Consider the following 15,079-nt stretch of genomic DNA (forward strand, 5'->3'; position numbering starts at 1 on the left):
AAGCTCCAGCGCTATGCCGAGCGCAGCGATGAATACGAAGAGGTCTTCGGGCTCATCAACGGGTTGCAGTGACGCCCCGGGCCCTGTGTAGCCCGCGGACAACGAGGCCGACCTCTCAACCCTCTGGCAGTCGAAGGCCTGTTCTTTTGAAGTGATGCCCGACTCGGCGTGGGCCCGAGTTCGTCAGAAGCACGGGATGGAGCCGGGCCCAGCCCCGGTCCCGGCTCCGCTGAGCGAAGCACTGATAGACCGGTTGCCAGCTCGGTCGTCAGTGTGGTCATGCCGGTTCAACCGGGAGGAGCCGCATCAGTCTGCACTTGCCAAAGTGCGAGGGCTGGCAGCTCGCTGGTGCGAACTACGGCTGGAGGCTGACGGAAGAGGCCGCGCACGCGGGGTCCGATCGCATCCACCGGCTGCTGAACCGCCCCCGGAGTACGTCGCCCGCGCCGCGCGGCGCCAGTGTGGGGATCGGCCGTGGCGCGAAGCCTCGGGATGGGCATCCGCGCTGATCCGCTCATGTCGCGCGACCTCGGCGGGGGCGATCAGCCGTTTCCGGGTGGCCACATGTAGATATCACATGGCCGGACGTCCGGTCATCGCTCACCACGCGTGCTGCCCAGAGGCGCGAAGATGTCCCATACGCTCTTGTTTGGTGCGTAGGTAGCGCATGTTTCGCGGGTTCTCGGCGAAGGGCACCGCGACCCGCTCGATTATCTCGAGACCGTGGCCATCAAGACCGCTGTACTTGGCGGGGTTGTTCGTGATGAGCCGAAGCCTGCGGATGCCGAGGTCGGCCAGAATCTGTGCGCCGGTGCCATAGCTGCGCGAGTCTACGGGCAATCCTTGCGCTGTGTTGGCCTCGACGGTGTCGAAACCTCGTTCCTGCAGAGCATAGGCGCGGATCTTGTGTGCCAGGCCAATGCCACGCCCCTCGTGGCCGCGCATGTAGATGACTGCACCGCTCCCTTCGGCGGAGATCGCCCGGAGAGCATGCTCGAGCTGTGCACCACAGTCGCACCGTAGCGAGCCGATGATGTCGCCCGTCAGGCATTCGCTGTGGACGCGGACGAGCGCTCCTTCCGGCGAGCGGCCCGCTGCCGCGACGTCACCGAGCACGATGGCGAGGTGTTCTGAACCATCGAGTGTCGATCGGTAGGCCACGGCCCGGAACTCGCCGAACACGGTGGGCAGCGTCGAAGTCGCGACGGGTTCGACCATCCGCTCCGTGGCACGTCGGAATCGCACGAGATCGGCGATGGCCAGGATCGGAAGCTCGTGTTTCTCGGCGAACGCCCGCAGCTGTTCTCCGCGCGACATCGAGCCGTCGGGCGCGACGATCTCGCCTATCACCGCGACGGGAACCTGGCCGGCCAGTTTCATCAGGTCGACCGCGGCCTCGGTGTGTCCGCCTCGAACCAGCACTCCACCGTCCCGCGCCTGCAGCGGAAAGATGTGTCCGGGCCGCCGAAGGTCTTCCGGCCGGGTGGTGGTATCCGCGAGCGCGCGCACGGTCCGCGCTCGGTCGGCAGCCGAGACACCTGTACCGCTGTCAACATGGTCGGTGGTGATGGTGAATGCCGTGGCATGTGACTCGGTGTTGTCGGTGACCATCTGCGGCAGGCGGAGCTGTCCTGCGCGCTCTGGCGTCATCGGAACGCACAGGATTCCGGTGGTATGCCTGACCATGAACGCGATCTGCTCGGGTGTCACGGTCGCGGCGGACACAACCAGGTCGCCCTCGTTCTCGCGATCGTCATCGTCCACGACTACGACGATGCGACCCGCCGCGATGGCGGCGACAGCCGTTTGGACGGCGCTGGTGGACGCGAGAGGGGCGATCCCGTCCCTGGGCGTGTCTGAGGAGGTCGGCATCGAAACTCCTTGCTAGTGCTTGTCATCGGAGGCTAAGAGCGGTGGACCGAATGCGCTATCCGCAAATCGCCGTCAGCCATCCGCTCTGCGAACTGAAGGAGCCAGTCGGACACCAGTCGTTCGAAATCCTCGAACACCGATACTAAGGGCTGACTTTGCGTCGACGGTGTAGCGATGCGCTACACCGGGAAGCTGCCGGAACATGGAGATTGTCGCAGGTTGCTACAACTCGCACCGGCTCGGACGTGCAATACTTCCGGGCCGTAACCTGCCGACTCCACAACTCGGTAGCTCGGCAATGCAACGCAATGAGAGGAGCGTTGTGGATCGCCGATGCTTTGGGCGGCAGCGTGATTCGTGTGAAGGAAGGCGGTGACATCGTCGACGAGTCGCAGCTACTGACGGTTCGGGTGAACGTGCCTCACGGCGGTCGCCCGTAGCACGTGGCCTATCACGGCCGGCCCAAGGCGCCAAAGCCCTCCTCACGTGCACAGGCGCGCAAGAGCATCCCGTTGCATTGCAAGGCTTCAGCATCGACGAGGCACGCTCGGTGATCTCGGCGGTAGGACGCGCGTGCTGTGTCTCCGGCGAATCTGACCGCGGTGAGCTCCTGGCGCGCGCCGCCGCCCCAATTAGTCACCGACCCGCCAACCCACAACCCGAGGAGCACCGATGTTCACCGCGATCGTGACCGACAAAGACGAGTCCGGCTACCGCAGCGAGCTGCGCGACCTGTCCGAGCACGACCTGCCCGAGGGCGACGTGACTGTCCGCGTCGCCTACAGCACCCTCAACTACAAGGACGGCCTGGCCATCACCGGCAAGGGGCCCGTCGTGCGGCGGTTCCCCATGGTGCCCGGCATCGACCTCGCCGGTGTCGTCGAGTCGAGCGACCACCCGTCGTACTCTGCCGGTGACCGCGTCGTGCTCAACGGCTGGGGTGTGGGGGAGACCCACTGGGGCGGGCTCGCGCAGCGCGCCCGACTGCGGGGCGACTGGCTGGTGCCGTTGCCGGACGGCCTCAGCGAGCAGCAGGCGATGGCGATCGGCACGGCTGGCTACACGGCGATGCTCTGCCTCATGGCGCTGGAGCGGCACGGCCTGACGCCGGGCGACGGCGACGTGCTGGTGACGGGCGCCAACGGAGGGGTGGGCAGCTTCGCGATCTCGCTGCTGAACCGCCACGGCTACTCGGTGGTCGCCGCGACCGGCCGCCCGGAGGAGAGCGACTATCTGCGGCAACTGGGGGCGACCAGCATCCTCGACCGCGCCGAACTCTCCGAGCCGGGTCGTCCGCTCGCCAAGGAGCGGTGGGTCGCAGCAATCGATTCCGTCGGCAGCCACACCCTCGCCAACGTCTGCGCCGGCACGAGGGCCGAGGGCGCCGTGGCGGCCTGCGGCATGGCGCAGGGGATGGACCTGCCGGCCACCGTGGCACCGTTCATCCTGCGCGGCGTGAGCCTGCTCGGCATCAACAGCGTCACCCAGCCCTACGACACGCGCGTCACGGCCTGGCAGCGACTGAGCCGGGAGCTCGACCGCGCTCATCTCGAGGAGATCAGCCATGACATCGGACTCAGCGAGGCGATCGCGACCGCCGACGAGCTGCTCGCCGGGCGGGTCCGCGGCCGGGTGATCGTCGATGTGACCCGCTGACGAGCGGGGTCGCCTGACCCCCTGGACACGCGACTCCAGCTCGGCTCAGGCCTCGTCGCGGAGGCGAACTTCTGGTTGCCCCCAGCCGAGGTCGTGGGGAGCATGGCGATCACCTCGAGGTCCCGCGGGGCGCCTTGTACTGCATCCTCGTGAACGTCGACGCGATAGGGGCCGCGCCGTCGATCAGCAGCTGGCCTGCGTCAGTGCCACCCTGTTCGGGTTCACCCTGGCTGGGCTTGGCTTCTGATGACGGCCGCCGACATCCGTTGCCCTGAATTCTCCAAGGGTATTGCCGGCTCATCCCCATCCAGGGTGTGGGAGTTGGAGTCCGCAGCTGATGCGATGAAGGAGCGGGCTCTCCGCTCCCGCGACCGCTGCAGCCGTATCACCCTCAGATAAATGACCCTGTCGCGATTTGCGACAGCAGCAGCGGTCACAAGCAGCGTCTACTTACAGCAGCGGCCCCGTCCGAGAGAGGACAGCCTCCGGTACCCGAGGAACAACGATGTCCACGAAGCAGCCGGTTCCGCCACTTGCGGCCACCTATCGAGCACAGGCAATCCTGCGAGCAGTCGCCGCCGGGCGGGTGCGGATGGTGCTCGGGTGTGAACCCGACCTCTTCATCGATGGCCTCGCCTGCTGCGATCAAGCCACGGCGCATTCGCTCCACCACCTCGGCTTGATCTGCCCTGCCAGGCCCGGAGGCGTCGGCGATCTGGTCACGGCGACGCTTACCGCCGATGGCGTGGACATGATTCAGGTGGGCCCATCAGCGGCTTGAGACCCGTTGCGCAGCGGCGGCCACTCGGCCCTGCGGCTGCGCAGCTTCCGGATGGAGCTGAAGTATCCATCGAATTATCGAACGGAGACGATGCATGGGTGAGTATCGGGCGGTCCTTGAGCGCAGCCGGCGCGACCCCAGCGGCTTCTGGCTTGAGGCTGCGGAGGCCATCAGCTGGCACCGTCCGCCCACAACCGCGCTGGACGCGGAGCGGGCGCCGTTCTACGGCTGGTTCCCCGACGGGGAGCTCAACACCTCTTACAACGCGCTGGACCGGCACGTGGAGGCCGGCCGGGGCGGCGTGGCCGCGCTCGTCTACGACTCGCCGGTGACGGGGTCGAGCCGTACGTACACCTATGCCGATCTGCGCGACGAGGTCGCCCGGTGCGCCGGTGCCTTGGCCGGCCTCGGCGTGGTCAAGGGCGACCGTGTCGTCGTCTACATGCCGATGGTGCCGGAGGCGGTGATCGCCATGCTCGCCTGTGCCCGGCTGGGCGCGGTCCACTCCGTGGTTTTCGGCGGGTTCGCGCCGAAGGAGCTGGCCGTTCGGATCGACGACTCCGAGCCGAAGATCGTTGTCACCGCGTCCTGCGGCATCGAGCCGAACCGGCTCGTGGAGTACAAACCGATCATCGACGAGGCGCTACGTACGACCCGTCACCAGCCGGAGAGCGTCGTGGTGCTGCAGCGCGAGCAGTCCCGCGCGCAGCTCACGCCCCGCGACCGCGACTGGGTGGAGCTGATGGCCGCAGCCGAGCCGGCAGACCCCGTGCCGGTGGCCTCCGGTGACCCGCTCTACATCCTCTACACCTCCGGCACGACCGGGCAGCCCAAGGGCGTGGTCCGCGACAACGGCGGTCACGCGGTCGCCCTGGCCTGGTCGATGCGCCACGTCTACGACATCCGCGTGGGGGACGTGTGGTGGGCCGCCTCCGACATCGGTTGGGTCGTCGGCCACTCCTACATCGTGTACGCACCGTTACTCGTCGGGGCGACCACGGTGGTCTACGAGGGCAAACCGGTCGGGACGCCCGACGCTGGTGCGTTCTGGCGCGTGATCGCCGAGCACCGGGTGAAGGCGCTCTTCACCGCGCCGACGGCGCTGCGCGTGATCAAGCGGGAGGACCCGTACGGTGCGCTACTGGCGGGCCACGACCTGTCGCGCTTCACCACGCTGTTCGTGGCTGGAGAGCGGCTCGACCCCGAGACCCTGCGCTGGGCCAACGACCTGCTGGACGTGCCCGTGCTCGACCACTGGTGGCAGACCGAGACCGGGTGGGCTATCGCGGCGAACCTGCGCGGAATCGAGCCGATGCCGGTGAAGGCCGGCTCCGCGACGGTGCCGGTGCCGGGCTTCGACGTCCACGTCGTCGACGAGGGCGGTGAGCCCGTCCCGACGGGAACCGAGGGCGCGATCGTGATCCGCCTGCCGCTGCCGCCGGGCGCGCTGCTGACGCTGTGGAACGACGACGAACGCTACATCGACTCGTACCTGAGCACTTACCCGGGCAGCTACCTCACCGGGGACTCGGGCTACTTTGACGAGGACGGCTACCTGTTCGTCATGGGGCGTATGGACGACGTCATCAACGTCGCCGGTCACCGGCTCTCCACCGGCGCCATGGAGGAGGTGCTCGCCGCCCACCCTGCGGTCGCCGAGTGCGCCGTGATCGGTGTTCACGATGGCCTCAAAGGACAGGTCCCGCGCGGCTTGGTCGTACTCAAAGCCGGCGTTCGGATCGAAGAGGGCGTGCTGCGCGACGAGCTGGTCGCCTCCGTGCGCCGTGAGATCGGACCGGTTGCGGCGTTCCGCGACGTCGCCGTCGTTGAGGCCCTGCCCAAGACCCGCTCGGGCAAGATCCTGCGCCGCACGATGCGGGGCATCGCTGCCGGGAACGACGAGGCAGTGCCGGCGACAATCGACGACCCTTCGGCGCTGGACGCCGTGGCCGCCGTCCTGCGGCCCCGAGGTGTCCTCGGGAGCCGCTCGGCAGCCGCGAAGTGTCTCGTTACGCGACAATCCGACGCGCAGTGACGTAGGTAACATCGCGTAAGCGCGGGGTGGCACCCGGCGGCCCGAGCCGTCGACCGCACCCCCGACTGGACACTGGACATTGGAGTCTGGAGGCCGTGGGATGAATGACTGGCTGCGCACCGCCAGCAGGGCGCGCGACGACGTCTTCTCCAACGCGCTGGATGCACGGGTCGGCGCGGCGGTGGACCTGCGGCCCACTGTGTACGAGTCATGGCGCCGCTCGCGCTTGCAGGGCCTGGCGCCCGAGGCCGTCTCTCCGGCGCCACTGGCCGAGGTGGAGTTCGACGGATATCTGCCGCGTATGGTCACTCGGATCGTCGAGAAGCGCGCCGCCGCGCTCGACCAGAGTGCCTGTGCGCTGGTGCTCACCGACCGTGAGGGCCGACTGCTGCGGCGCTGGGTGCGCGACGCCGATATGGCCGCCGGCCTGGACGCCAAGGGCGTGGCGGCCGGGTTCATGATGGACGAGTCCACGGTCGGCACGACCGGGCTGGTCACGTTGCTCACCGGCAGCCCGGAACTGATTCGGGGTCCAGAGCACTTCTCGGAGCTGTTCAAGCAGTACAGCTGCGCGAGCGCCCCGATCTTCCACCCGGTGCGCCGGGTCCTGCTGGGCAGTGTCTCGCTCATCTGCCGCGTCGCCGACACCACCCCGCTCATGCTCTCGTGGGTCACGGAGCTGGTGATGGCCGTCCAGGAGGCGCTCTTGCTCCGCGCCTCGGAACGCGAGCAACGGCTCTTCGACGCCTACACGACCTACAACCGCGACATACGCCACCCGATCGTCGCCCTCGACGTCACGACCATCATCACCAACGCGGCGGCGGCCCGCCTGCTCGGCGGCGTCGACCAGACCCTGCTGTGGGAGCACGCACGGCGCAGCCTGCGCGAAGGCGACCGCGGCCCGAGCAGCCTGACCCTGCCCGACGGTCAGGTGCTCAAGGTGGACTGTCGCCCACTGGCCCATGACGACGCCGATGCCGGCGCCATCCTGATCCTGCGCAGGGACCCGACAGCCCGGGCGCAGCGGCCCGCGACCGCGCTCGCGCAGGGCTCCTCCGGATCCGCCGCTGAGGACTCCGCGGCCGCGGGGAGCCTTGGGCCTGCCCCCGTCGGTCTGCCCGTTGCCGACGCCCCGGCCGCGTTGCCGGGTCTGGTCGGACGCAGCGAGAAGTGGCGGGCGCTGTGCCGCCGGGCGGCGTCCGTGCGCAACGGTCCCGAGGCTGTGCTCGTGCTGGGCGAGCCCGGCACGGGCCGATTGGCGGTGGCTCGGGCGCTGCAGGACCTGCCGGACGTCCGTGTCGTCGACGCCGTCGAGGCCGTCACACTCGGCGACGACGGCTGGTGCGGCCTGGTGGCCTCGCAACTCGGGGACCCCGACACCGCTCTGGTCGTACGCCACGCCGACTTGCTCTCGCCTTCGGCTGCGCTTGCGACCCTGGCTGCGGTGCGGCGCACGCCGCCGGCCCGAGTGCTGGCGACCGCCCGCATCGGTGCCGGTGAGCCGGCCGTCCACAACCCGCTGCTCGACTCCTTCGAGTCGGTCCTCGAGGTGCCGCCGCTGCGCGAGCGCCCCGACGACTTCCCTGATCTGCTGGCCCGCTTCTCCGCGGAGGCGGCGCGCGGCGGACTGCCCGTCACGTGGTCCCCGGAGGCGGTGCAGGCACTGACCCGGCTCGACTGGCCGGGCAACCTGGCCTCCCTGCGGGCATTGGTGCGTCGTACGCTCACTGGCCGCTCCGCCGGCCGGATCGGCACCGCCGACCTCCCGCCGGAGTGCGTCGCGCGCGCCGCGCGACGCCAACTGGCCACGCTGGAACAGATCGAGGCGCAGACGATCGTTCGGGCGCTGCGAGAGGCGGGGGGCAACAAGCACCAGGCGGCATTGGCGCTCGGCATCGCGCGCTCCACGTTGTACCGCAAGATCCGCGCGCTGGGTCTGGATCTCTCGGCCAGCACCTACTGATCCGACAAGTGCACGTTATCCGCAACGCTGCGCCCACTATTCACCGGGGGATATCCAGTCAAACCGGAATAGTCCAATGCGACCATTCTTCGATATCGCCGGACCGCGCGCTGACTAGCGATTCAAGAAGGCCGAGAGCAGCGTGTTGAAGCGCTCGGGGTGCTCGAACTGCGTCCAGTGGCCGCACTGGCCGAAGACGTGCAGTTCGGCGCGCCCGATGAGCTCCAGGAGCCGGACAGCCGAGCTCAGCGGGATCACGCTGTCCTCGCGACCATGGATCACCAGCGTCTCGTGTGGCAGCGTGGCGATGCGCTCCTCCGGCACCGCCAGGCGATCCAGCACCTCCTGGTGGGGGTGGGGGAACATCTGCTCGTACGCCTCCTGCCGACCCGGAAGGGTTGACGCCTCGAATCGCAGCCGAACCAGGTCGTCGGTGACGAGGGAGGTGTCGTGGGCGAGCAGGTCGACCAGGCCGCGCATGGCGTCGAACGATGGCCGGTAGCCCCACACTTTCCCCAGGCTCGGCGTGACGGGGAGCGATAGTCCGGCACTGCCCATGAGGGCGAGCCTGTCGACACGGTCGGGGTGCTCGGTGGCCAGGCGGAGGGCCAGCGCGCCGCCGAAGCTGTTTCCCACGACGCTGACCCGGTCCAGCCCGAGGGCGTCGAGCAGCGCGACGAGGTGCTCGACCCAGTGCGACGGTGTGTAGACCCCGTCGGCGGGACGCTGCGTGTCACCGAAGCCCGGGATGTCGGGAGCCACGACGCGCAGGCCGCTCGCCAGGGCGGGGATCGTGGGGCGCCACGTGCCCCACGCCGTGGCGCCGGGCCCAGACCCGTGCAGCAGCAGGACGGTGCCCGCCACCGGCCGGCCGTGGGTCGGCGCGACGTCGTGCACGTTCGTCGCTGTCCCGCCGGCGTCGAGCGTTGTCCCGATCTCAGGGTTGCTGGCGTCGCTGCCGGTCATCGGGTTCCTCTCGTACGGCTGGCGCGGTCGGCGGACGGAGCCCTCAGGTCGCGGTCCAGCCGCCGTCGAGGACATAGGAGGCGCCGTTGATCGAGTCGGTGCCAGGGCCGCACAGGAAGCCGACGAGACCGGCGACCTCTTCGGGTTCGATCAGCCGCTTTACGGGTGTCCGAGCCAGCAGCACGTCGGATACGACCTGGTCCTCGGCCACCCCGTGGCGCGATGCCTGATCGGCGATCTGGCCCTCGACCAGGGGCGTACGCACGTACCCCGGTGCGACGGTATTGCTGGTGACCCCCCGCTCGGCACCCTCGACCGCGAGGACTTTCGACAGACCCTCGAGTCCGTGCTTGGCGCTTACGTATGCCGACTTGAAGGCGGACGCGCGATGGCCGTGGGCGGACGTCACGTGCACCAGCCGGCCCCAGCGCCGCTCGTACATCCCCGGTAGGACGCTGCGTGCGAGCAGGAAGGGGGCGTGCAGCATGAGCCGGTGGATCAGTTCGAAGCGCGCGGGTTCGAACTCCTCCACCGGAGCAACGTGCTGAATGCCGGCGCAGTTGATCAGGATGTCGACAGCGCGGTCCCGCAGGCCGAGCGCCTCGATCGCTGCGGGATCGCTGAGGTCGACCGCGAGCGCTTCGCCGCCGACCTCTTCGGCCGCGCGCTCGGCGCCCGCCCGGTCGAGGTCCAGAGCGATGACACGGGCTCCGTCAGCGGCCAGCCGCTCGGCGATGGCGCGGCCAAGGCCGCTGGCCGCACCCGTGACGGCGGCGACGCGGCCCTCGAGCGCGGGTGTGTCCTGGAGCGTTGCCATGGCCGAAGCGTATGGAGGAAGTCAGAGATCGGTTGTCGCACTTCGCTACAGCTGCCGTGGCGGCTCTCACTTCCGTCTCAGAATGCGACAACCGGCAGCGCGATCATCGTGGCAGGCTTCCAGAAGTCGAAAACAGCGCGACATCGGCTCGAAACTTCGCCGAATTCGCATTCCTTGTTCACCGGAAGGGCACACCGCAATGATTCCGAGCGTCCAACTCCTGTTCCAGAATTCCGACCCCGACCAGAGCGACGCCGAGCTGTACCGCAAGGATCTCCACCTCGCCGAGCTCGCGGAGCCCCTCGGCTTCTCGGCCATCTGGTGCGTGGAGCACCACTTCGACGCCGAGTACTCCATGTGCCCCGACAACGTGCAGCTGCTGTCCTACCTCGCGGCGCGCACCAACTCGATCGAACTCGTGCCGGCGGCGATCATCCTCCCGTGGTGGACGCAACCCCTCCGCGTCGCGGAGAAGGTCGCGATGCTCGACATCCTCGCGGGTGGCCGCGTCCGCCTCGGCCTGGGGCGGGGCCTGTCCCGCATGGAGTACGCCTCGCTCGGCATGGACATGAACGAGGCCCGCGAGCGGTTCGACGAGTCCGCCGAGATGGTGCTGCGCGCCCTCGACACCGGCGTGATCTCAGGCGACGGTCCGTTGTTCCCGCAGCCCGAGGCCACGATCGCTCCCGCTCCGCCGCGCGGGTTCCGTGACCGTACGGTCTGCATCGCCATGTCGCCCGACTCGTTGGACGTGGCGGCCGAGCTCGGCGCCGCCATGGCGACGTTCGTACAGTTCCCGATCGAGAAGCACGCGCCGCTGATCGAGAAGTACCGCGAGGCCTTCCGCCAGAAGCAGGGCCGCGAGGCGCCCGCGCCGACGCTGACCGAGTTCGTCTACTGCGCCGAGGACCCGGAGGAGGCCAAGCAGACCGCCATCGAATACATCTCGCGCTACTTCATCCAGGTCATGCGGCACTACGAGTTCGGCGGCACGCACTTCTCGGGGACCGCCGGTTATGAGTCGTACAGCGCGGTGGCCGAGATCATCCGCGACGCCGGCCAGGAGGCATCGGCCGCGGCGTACGTGGACGCCCAGACCTGGGGCACGCCCGAGCAGATCATCGAGAAGGTCAAGGCGCGCCGCGCCGTCATCGGCGACTACCACCTCAACTGCGCCTTCGCCTACGCCGGCTTGCCGCACGACAAGGCCGAGGCGAGCATGCGCCTGTTCGCCGAGAAGGTCATCCCGGCCCTCAAGGAGCTCTGATCCTCGTGCCCAGCGCCGAGTCGGACGCCCTGCGTCTGCACTTCAACTCCTTCACCGAGCGGCTCGCCGCCAACCCGGACGCCGACCTCGCCACGATCCGCCGCATGCTCGACGAGCTGCAGGTGCGCAGCGCCGAGCCGACCCAGGTCACCTACGAGGAGGTGGTGGCCGGCGACCGGCCGGCCATCCTCTGCACCCCGACCCGGCGCTCCGCGACCGGCGCCGTCCTCTACCTCCACGGTGGCGGCTTCATCGGCAGCTCGATGCACACGCACCGCAAGCTCGGCGGCCATCTGGCCCGCCTGCTGGGAGCCCCCGTGGTGGTGCTCGACTACCGGCTGGCGCCGGAGGCACAGTTCCCCGCCCCGCTCGATGACGCGGCTGCCGCGCTGAAGTGGCTGGAGGGCCAGGGATACGCACGGGAGAGCATCGCCCTGGCGGGCGACTCCGCCGGCGGCAACCTGGCCGTGTCCCTCGCGCTCCGGCTCCGCGACGAGGGCGAGACCCGAGCCGCCGGCATCGTCGCCTTCTCCCCGTGGATCGACCTGGCGTGCGTGGGGGAGACGTTCGAGTCGAACGCGGCAAAGGACGCTTTCGTCCAGCGCCCCGTCACTGAGAACATGGCGGCGCAGTACCTCGGCGACGTCGCCACCACTGATCCGGCGGCGAACCCGCTGCACGCCGACCTGACCGGGCTTCCGCCCCTCTTCGTGGCCTATGGCGACCAGGAAACGCTGCAGAGCGACAGCGAGCGACTGGCCGAGCGGGCGCGGGCCGCAGGCGTCGACGTCACCACCGAGCTCGCGGAGGGGATGCAGCACGTGTACATCCTCATGGTCGGTCGGGCTCCCGAGGCTGACGCGACTGTGGCCAACGCGGCCGCATGGCTGACCTCGGTGTGGGGCGCGTCGTGAGTGCTGCGCTTCAGATCGAGCTCGCGCAGCCGGTCGACACCAGCGATCTGCGCCGCGTGTTCGGGGCCTTCCCCAGCGGGGTGGTCTCGGTGTGCGCGCTGGTCGATGGTGAGCCCGTCGGCACGGCTTACAGCTCGTTCACGTCGGTCTCCCTCGACCCGCCGCTGGTGTCGATCTGCGCCGCGCACAGCTCCGAGACCTGGCCCACCTTGCGGGCGGCCACCCGGCTCGGGGTGAGCGTGCTCGGGGTCTCGCACGCCGACGCGGCGCGCAAGCTCTCCTCGCGTCGCGGCGACAGGTTCGCCGACCTGGAGATCGAGAGCAGCGAGGACGGGGCGCTGTTCCTCTCGGGTGCCCCTGCCTGGCTCGACTGCACGGTCGAAACCGAGCTGCCCGGCGGCGACCACAACGTCGTACTGCTGCGTGTGGAGCGGATGGCGACCTCGAGCGACACCGAGCCGCTGGTCTTCCACGGCTCGCGGTTCCACCGGCTCGACCCACTGGTCAGCCCCACCCGAGGCTGACCAGCCCCCGTACGGGACGTACGTCCTCGCTCATTCACTGACAACGGAGTCCGTGCTGCCCGCGGCACGCGGAAGGAATGAACAACATGTCGGAACTGACAACGGTCCTCTCGGGCTTGTCGTTCACGGAGTGCCCGCGGTGGCACGACGGACGTCTCTGGCTTTCGGACTTCTACACCAACCAGGTGCTCTCGGCGGCCGCCGACGGCTCGGGCTTGCGAACCGAGCTCGAGGTGCCGCAGCAGCCGGGTGGCATCGGCTGGCTGCCCGACGGCCGCCTGCTGGTGGTCTCAGCGCAGGATCACCGCATTCTGCGCCGGGAGCCGGCCGGCAACGTGGTGGTGCACGCCGACCTGAGCGAGCACGTCCCCGGCGGCAACCTCAACGACATGGTCGTCGACAGCCGCGGACGGGCGTACGTCGGCAACTTCGGCTTCGACCTCGCCGGCGGAGCGAAGCCTGCCACCACCAACCTGATCCGGGTCGATGCCGAGGGAGGCGTCGAGCAGGTCGCCGACGACCTGTGGTTCCCCAACGGCGCCGTGGTAACCGACGACGGCGTGCTCCTGGTCAATGAGACCCTCGGCAACCGGGTCTCCGCTTTCGACATCGACGCCCACGGCGACCTGCGGAACCGTCGCGTCTGGGCCAAGTTCGGCGACGTGCCGGCCGGCGACGACATCGTCACGATGATCACCGGCGCGGACGTGGCCCCGGACGGCGGCTGCCTGGACGCCGAGGGCGCCCTATGGATCGCAGACGCCCTGCACGGCAAGGCAATCCGGGTCCGGGAGGGCGGTGCGGTGATCGACGAGGTCCAGGCCGACAGTGGGGTGTTCGCCTGCATGCTCGGCGGCGATGACGGCCGGACGCTGTTCCTGTGCACGGCGCCCGACTTCGATCCGGCAGCGCGCAGCGCCGCCCGGGAGTCGCAGGTGCTCGCGACGCGCGTCAGCGTGCCGCACGGCGGCCGCCCCTGATCTCATTCCGGCCCGGCCGCGGAAATACATCCCCAGCGCCCTTGGACGGGCGAAGCAAACCCACTGCAACACAGGAGTCAAAGATGACTGGAAGGGTCGAAGGCAAGGTCGCCTTCATCACCGGAGCCGCACGTGGGCAGGGCCGGTCACATGCACTGAGGCTTGCACAGGAGGGCGCTGACATCATCGCCGTCGACATCTGTGAGCCGGTGCCGTACGAGGTGAGTAGCGCTACGACACCGGACGACCTCGCCGAGACCGCACGGCAGGTCGAAAAACTGGGGCGTCGGATCGTGGCGCAGACGGCGGATGTTCGTGACTACGACGCGCTGCGGTCCGCCCTCGAGCAAGGGGTCGCCGAACTGGGAGCGTTGGACATCGTCAGCGCGAACGCGGGGGTCGTCGGCACCCCGACGGCGACGGACGTCCTGACCGAGGATGAGTGGCGCACGATGATCGACATCAACCTCACCGGGGTCTGGCACACGGTCAAGGCGGCGATTCCGCACCTCAAGGCCGGCGGCAACGGAGGCTCGATCATCCTGACCAGCTCGGTCGCGGGAATCCGCGGCTACGCCAACATGGCGCACTACGTGTCGGCGAAACATGCGGTGGTCGGTCTGACCCGCACGTTGGCGATCGAGTTGGCGCCGGAGAGCATCAGGGTCAACAGCGTCCACCCCACTCAGGTTGACACCGACATGATCCACAACCAACCTATCTATGACCTCTTCGCCGGCAAGCCTGGCGCCACCGGGGAGGAGTTCGCTGAAGCGTCCAGTCGCCTGCAGCTCCTGCCGGTGCCTTGGGTCGAGTCGATCGATATCTCCAATGCCGTTCTCTTCTTGGCCAGCGACGAGGCTCGCTTCATCACCGGGACGGCCCTCGTCGTCGACGCTGGCAGTTCTTTGCTCTGACCCGAGGCGATGCTCCTCGGACGGCGCGTGCGCGCCCGGCTCTGGGTGCGTTCTACTGATCGAAGGGCGCGTGCTTGTCACAGTCCGTGTCCCGCAGGCGGGCGCCCAAGGTGGTCCGTGAGCACGGCGACACCCGTGAGGCGCTGCTGCGGTGCGGGCATGGCGTTGCTGACGGCGCGCGGGCATGAGTTCGACGGGGTGGTCTCCGCCGACCGGCCGGCGGGGCCTCCCATTCATGTCGCGTGATGCTTCCCGTGGCTACCCATCGGCAATGCAGCGCGCGCCGAGCCTGAGACGTGAGTCGCGGCTGGCGGTTGGCCGGCCGAATCGACCCAGGCCGCGGGCTTCCTCGGGCCGGCTGAATCACACCGCGGCCTGGCCTGC

Annotated in this window: 12 protein-coding genes and 1 pseudogene; 10 read left to right on the top strand and 3 right to left on the bottom strand. The window is 69.0% G+C overall.

Translation table 11 applies throughout. The features are described 5' to 3' along the window. Positions 1–283 precede the first annotated feature (283 nt). Positions 284–425: pseudogene (locus tag ACIRSS_RS05545) on the top strand (IS701 family transposase); the annotation flags it as partial. Between the two features lie 175 nt (positions 426–600). Here the strand turns inward: ACIRSS_RS05545 and ACIRSS_RS05550 are convergent. Further along, a complete protein-coding gene (locus ACIRSS_RS05550) occupies positions 601–1,872 on the bottom strand; it encodes a bifunctional 3,4-dihydroxy-2-butanone-4-phosphate synthase/GTP cyclohydrolase II (protein WP_400890885.1) in 1,272 nt (423 codons plus the stop codon). A 672-nt stretch (positions 1,873–2,544) separates the two neighbouring features. On the opposite strand from ACIRSS_RS05550, the gene ACIRSS_RS05555 reads away from it, so the two are divergent. The 4 genes from ACIRSS_RS05555 to ACIRSS_RS05570 all read left to right on the top strand — a co-directional run bounded on the left by ACIRSS_RS05555 (position 2,545) and on the right by ACIRSS_RS05570 (position 8,310). Then, positions 2,545–3,528, top strand: coding sequence for an MDR family oxidoreductase (locus tag ACIRSS_RS05555; protein ID WP_400890888.1), 984 nt, complete (start codon positions 2,545–2,547; stop codon positions 3,526–3,528). A gap of 505 nt (positions 3,529–4,033) precedes the next feature. After that, entirely contained in the window at positions 4,034–4,309 is a 276-nt protein-coding gene (locus tag ACIRSS_RS05560) for a hypothetical protein (protein WP_400890891.1), read from the top strand. Between the two features lie 94 nt (positions 4,310–4,403). Beyond that, on the top strand, positions 4,404–6,344 hold the full coding sequence (locus tag ACIRSS_RS05565) for a propionyl-CoA synthetase (RefSeq protein WP_400890894.1): 1,941 nt from the start codon (positions 4,404–4,406) through the stop codon (positions 6,342–6,344). 100 nt (positions 6,345–6,444) lie between these two features. Further along, on the top strand, positions 6,445–8,310 hold the full coding sequence (locus tag ACIRSS_RS05570; RefSeq protein ID WP_400890897.1) for a sigma-54-dependent Fis family transcriptional regulator: 1,866 nt from the start codon (positions 6,445–6,447) through the stop codon (positions 8,308–8,310). 114 nt (positions 8,311–8,424) lie between these two features. On the opposite strand, the gene ACIRSS_RS05575 is transcribed toward ACIRSS_RS05570, so the two are convergent. Together ACIRSS_RS05575 and ACIRSS_RS05580 are read right to left on the bottom strand one after the other, a co-directional pair. Beyond that, positions 8,425–9,276, bottom strand: a complete 852-nt coding sequence (locus ACIRSS_RS05575; RefSeq protein WP_400890900.1) for an alpha/beta fold hydrolase — start codon at positions 9,274–9,276, stop codon at positions 8,425–8,427. Between the two features lie 43 nt (positions 9,277–9,319). Beyond that, complete coding sequence (locus ACIRSS_RS05580) at positions 9,320–10,093, bottom strand: 3-hydroxybutyrate dehydrogenase (protein ID WP_400890903.1); 774 nt, start codon at positions 10,091–10,093, stop codon at positions 9,320–9,322. 199 nt (positions 10,094–10,292) lie between these two features. Here ACIRSS_RS05580 and ACIRSS_RS05585 point away from each other — a divergent pair, with 199 nt between their 5' ends. The 5 genes from ACIRSS_RS05585 to ACIRSS_RS05605 all read left to right on the top strand — a co-directional run bounded on the left by ACIRSS_RS05585 (position 10,293) and on the right by ACIRSS_RS05605 (position 14,695). Then, entirely contained in the window at positions 10,293–11,360 is a 1,068-nt protein-coding gene (locus ACIRSS_RS05585; RefSeq protein WP_400890906.1) for an LLM class flavin-dependent oxidoreductase, read from the top strand. Between the two features lie 5 nt (positions 11,361–11,365). After that, the gene (locus tag ACIRSS_RS05590; RefSeq protein WP_400890909.1) at positions 11,366–12,274 is read left to right on the top strand and encodes an alpha/beta hydrolase; all 909 of its coding nucleotides are present in this window, start codon (positions 11,366–11,368) and stop codon (positions 12,272–12,274) included. Next, the gene (locus ACIRSS_RS05595; RefSeq protein ID WP_400890911.1) at positions 12,271–12,798 is read left to right on the top strand and encodes a flavin reductase family protein; all 528 of its coding nucleotides are present in this window, start codon (positions 12,271–12,273) and stop codon (positions 12,796–12,798) included. Before ACIRSS_RS05590 ends, ACIRSS_RS05595 begins: the two co-directional genes overlap by 4 nt. 86 nt (positions 12,799–12,884) lie before the next feature. Continuing rightward, positions 12,885–13,778 (top strand): SMP-30/gluconolactonase/LRE family protein, encoded by an 894-nt coding sequence (locus ACIRSS_RS05600; RefSeq protein WP_400890914.1) that lies wholly within the window; start codon positions 12,885–12,887, stop codon positions 13,776–13,778. Between the two features lie 83 nt (positions 13,779–13,861). After that, positions 13,862–14,695: a mycofactocin-coupled SDR family oxidoreductase gene (locus ACIRSS_RS05605; RefSeq protein WP_400890917.1), complete on the top strand. Its 834-nt coding sequence runs from the start codon at positions 13,862–13,864 to the stop codon at positions 14,693–14,695. Positions 14,696–15,079: the final 384 nt, after the last annotated feature.

Source organism: Amycolatopsis sp. NPDC101161, from assembly GCF_044768185.1.
GTDB lineage: Bacteria > Actinomycetota > Actinomycetes > Mycobacteriales > Pseudonocardiaceae > Amycolatopsis.